Origin of the sequence: Streptomyces niphimycinicus (assembly GCF_018883605.1) — a bacterium.
GTDB classification, from domain to species: domain Bacteria; phylum Actinomycetota; class Actinomycetes; order Streptomycetales; family Streptomycetaceae; genus Streptomyces; species Streptomyces niphimycinicus.
This window is the reverse complement of the sequence record NZ_JAHLEM010000380.1, coordinates 1-3,783: the sequence shown is the minus strand read 5'-3', so window position 1 is coordinate 3,783 and position 3,783 is coordinate 1. Positions and strand designations below refer to the sequence as shown.

At 76.0% G+C, this 3,783-nt stretch carries 2 protein-coding genes; both read right to left on the bottom strand.

What is annotated here, in order from left to right:
* Positions 1-255: 255 nt before the first annotated feature.
* Positions 256-1,242 (bottom strand): tetratricopeptide repeat protein, encoded by a 987-nt coding sequence (locus KN815_RS29740; protein ID WP_014054791.1) that lies wholly within the window; start codon positions 1,240-1,242, stop codon positions 256-258.
* 233 nt (positions 1,243-1,475) lie between these two features.
* Positions 1,476-2,777 (bottom strand): HD-GYP domain-containing protein, encoded by a 1,302-nt coding sequence (locus tag KN815_RS29735; RefSeq protein ID WP_372458509.1) that lies wholly within the window; start codon positions 2,775-2,777, stop codon positions 1,476-1,478.
* Positions 2,778-3,783: the final 1,006 nt, after the last annotated feature.

Below are 3,783 nucleotides of genomic sequence, written 5' to 3'. Positions count from 1 at the left end.
TGCGGGAAGGGGTGAAGCCCCGGCTCGGGGCCTGGGGCGGAGCCCCGGTTCCGGCGGGGTCTGGGGCGCAGCCCCGGGGGCCTGGGGCGGAACCCAGGTTCCGGCAGGGGCCTGGGGCGCAGCCCCGGTTCCGGCCCGGGGTCTGGGGCGCAGCCCCGGTTTCGGGAAGGGGCGGGTAGGGGAACAGCCCGCCGCAGGCGTCACGTCCCGCCGCCCCCGCCTAAGCCCCCAGCACAGCAGCCAGCCGCCAGGCGGTCAGCAGACCTCTTCCAGATCCCGCCACTCACGGGTGTCCGGGCTGTCGGCCACCCACCCGTCCAGCAGCCCCCGCACCAGCCCCCCAGGCGCCGCGATCCCGCATTCCCGCTCGGGCACCCACAGCGAGCCCGAGCCCGCCATACGGTGGCCCAGCGGCCCGGGGTGGCCCGGTTCGCTGTGGTCGTGCGGGTCCAGATGCTCGCCCTCGCCCTCGTCGCTGGGCATCCGGCTCTCCGAGCAGGAGCGGCACAGCAGCCGCACCGACGACGACCAGTCCTCGGCCGCGAAGCCCGCGTCCGCCGCGAGCCGCTCCAGGGCGTCCCGGTCGGCCTCGGTGGCCGCCTCCAGCAGCACCACCCAGGTCGGCACCGGGGACGGCGCCCACAGCTCGATCTCGTCGAAGACCGGGTACGAGGGGCCCGCGGAGGTCACGCGCTCACCGTGCGGTACGCCGTCGTGGAGCACCACCTCGCCCCAGCGCCGCCCGGACGACGGCAGCGGGATGGACAGCACCTCGATCCGGGCCGGGTCCAGCCGGCGGCCCCAGACCACCTCGGCCTCGCCCTCCGGCGACAGCCTTACCGCCGCGCTGCCCAGCTCCATGCCGAGCGGCTCCCCGGACGCGGACGCCTCTCCGGGCACCTTCAGCCCGTACGCCTGCCAGGCGCGGCGGGCCAGCGGCCAGTCCTGAAGCGCGGTGGCCGCGATTCCCACGTTCCACCAGTCCGGAGCGCCCGTCTCGCGGTCCAGGAGCGCGACCGCCCGCAGCCCCGCGGCGCGCGCCTGCTCCCAGTCGTGCCGGAACTTGTGCAGCAGCGCCAGGTTGAACCAGGACTCCGACAGCCACGGCTCCAGGTCGGCGGCGCGGGTCAGCAGCGCTCCCGCGTCCTCGTACCGGCCGTCGCCGATGAGCGTGAACGCACGGTCCGTGGCCTGCCGCCATGAGGCGGACGGCCGGTGCCGTACCTTGCCGAAGATCTTCACGATTCCCGCCTGCCGGTATCGAAGTCGTCCCGTACCAGATGCCTTCGCGGACGGCGTCGCCCTCCCTTGAAGACAACCTGCCACACATTCGCGGACATCTCAGCCCGGCCCCTCACCCTCCGGCCGGGATGCGAAGCCCTCCACACCTCCTTGCCACCGGCCATTCGGCCTGGCACCCCTCTCCTCGCATCCAACCATGCCCCTCGGGAGCCCCGCTTATTACCGGCGAGTTCTCACCGGGGCCGGCCGTACACCTGGCGCGACAGCACGGTGGCGAGCGTCTCGACCACGATGGGGTCGAAGTCGCGCGCCGTGGCCAGCCGCAGCCGCTCCAGGGCGCGCAGGGCGGCCGCCCCGGCCGCACCCTCGGCCCCTGGCCCGCTGACCAGCTCGGTATACGCGTTCACCGCGCGCACGATACGCGCGGCGAGCGGCTGCTCGTGGTAGGGGTCCGCCTGGCGCTCCACGACCTGTGCCACCTCGGCGGGTACCCCGGTCTGGCGGACCACAGCGCCGCCGAGCAGCGCGATTTTGCGCTGCTCGGCGGCGGGCAGCGGCTCGGTGGCCCCGGCGGGCACCGGGTCCACCAGCGAGAGCTGGCCGATGTCGTGCATCAGCGCCGCGTATTCCAGCACAGTCAGCCGCGGCTCGGAGAGCCCCAGCTCATGCCCGACCGCCCGGCTGAGCGCGGCCACCTCACGGGCGTGGCCGGTCGGGGTGTACCCGGCTATCTCGGTCGAGCGGGCCAGGGAGGCGATGGTCTGGCGGTAGGTGGCCCGTATCCCCGCGTAACGGCGGTAGGAGTACTGGATCAGCAGCAGCGGCACCGCCAGCACCGGCACCGGCCACAGCCCGGCGACGGCCACGGTGAGCGGCATCACCACGGCGGTCGCGCAGACCGCCGCCGCGACGCCGGGCAGCGACCGCAGCTCATCGCGGAGCAGCGGTCCGTAAGGCCAGCCGGTACGGGCGCGGGCGAGCGCGGCGGCCAGGACGGCGTCGCACAGGGCGGTCACGGCCAGCAGGGCCAGCAAATAGCCCACGAGATACGGGCTGTGGCCGAACCAGGAGCCCAAGAGGCCGGTCCGGTGCAGCGGTTGGAAGCAGATGGCGGCGAACGCGACGGTGAGCGCCCGGCGGGCGGTGTGGCCGGGGTCGACCGGACAGCCGAGTGCCAGCGGCGCCACCAGCCCGGCCAGGGAGGCGGCCACGACGACGGTGACCACCTGGAGGACACCGTGAGTGGTCGGCTCCCCGCCGAGCCGTCCGAGCAGGGCGTAGCCGAGGGCACCCGCGGCGGCGACGGGCGCGGGCTCCCCACGCGGATCGGGCACCCCGCTGCCCCCCGGAAGCGCGGGCGGAGCCTCCACGCACCGGATCGCCTCCCCCACCGCGATGAGCGCCCCAAAGGCCAGCGCCGCCTCCGGCTGCCGCACCCCATGCCACTCGGTCCACACCAGCGCGACCACGGCAAGCGCCCCGGCCGCGCCGTAAACGGCGACGACGGTAAGGCCGCCATAACGACGCCCAGATATGCGCTCCCGCTCCCGGGCCTGGGCGTCCAGGCCCCGTTCGCGGTGGCCCGCACCCCGGCTTGCCCAGCGGACGCCGACGCCACCCTTACGGACACCGACACCCCGGCCCGCCCGGCGGACGCCCGCACCCCCCTTACGGACACCCGTGCTCCGGCCCCCCTCGCCGCGGACGCCTATGGCCTGGGCTCCCTTACGGACGCCCGGGCCTTGGGCTCCCTGGCGGACGACCGAGCCACGGCCTTCCTCGGGGGCGCCCGAGCCCCGGCCTTCCTCTGGGAGGCCCGAGCCCCGGCCTTCCTCTGGGAGGCCCGAGCCCCGGCCGTTCCCGCGAACGCCTGCGTCCCGGCTCGCTCGGCGAGCGCCTGCGCCCTGGTCTCCCTCGGGGACGCCCGCGGCCTGGCCCTCCTCGTGGACGTGGTCGCCCTGGCCCCCGTTACGAACGCCCGCGCCGCGGCCCTCCTCGCGGTCCGCGGCCGGACCACCGCCCGCGTCGGCGGCCGTGGGCGGGGCTCCCTTACGGGCGGTCGCGGTCTCGCTCTGTTGTCGGCGGGCGCGGTGGAGGGCTCGCTCGTGTCGTTCCGCGAGCCAGTCAAGGCTGCCGCGGAGGGCGTTCGGGAGGCGGGGTGCGGCCGGGGCGGGGCGGACCGCTCTGGACGGCCACTGGGCCGCGCTCTCGTCCCGGTCGCGCGGGCCGGGGCGGGTCGCGCCACGGGCCTCGTCGCTGTCCGAGGCGCCCGGGACATCCAGGGCGTCTGAGGCGTCTGAGGCGTCCAGCGGGCCCGGAGCACCCGGCACATCCGGCGCACCTGTGGCGTCCGGCACATCCGGCGTACCCGGAGCACCTGCGGCGTCCGGTGCGTCCGGCGCACCTACGACGTCCGGCGCACCCGGCACGTCCGGCACGTCCGGGGCACCTGCGACGTCCGGCGCGTCCGGCAGGGCGGGCGCTCCCCCGGCCCGTGCCGGGACCGTCCCGGGGACGGGGACGTCCGGGGCGGCGCGGCGT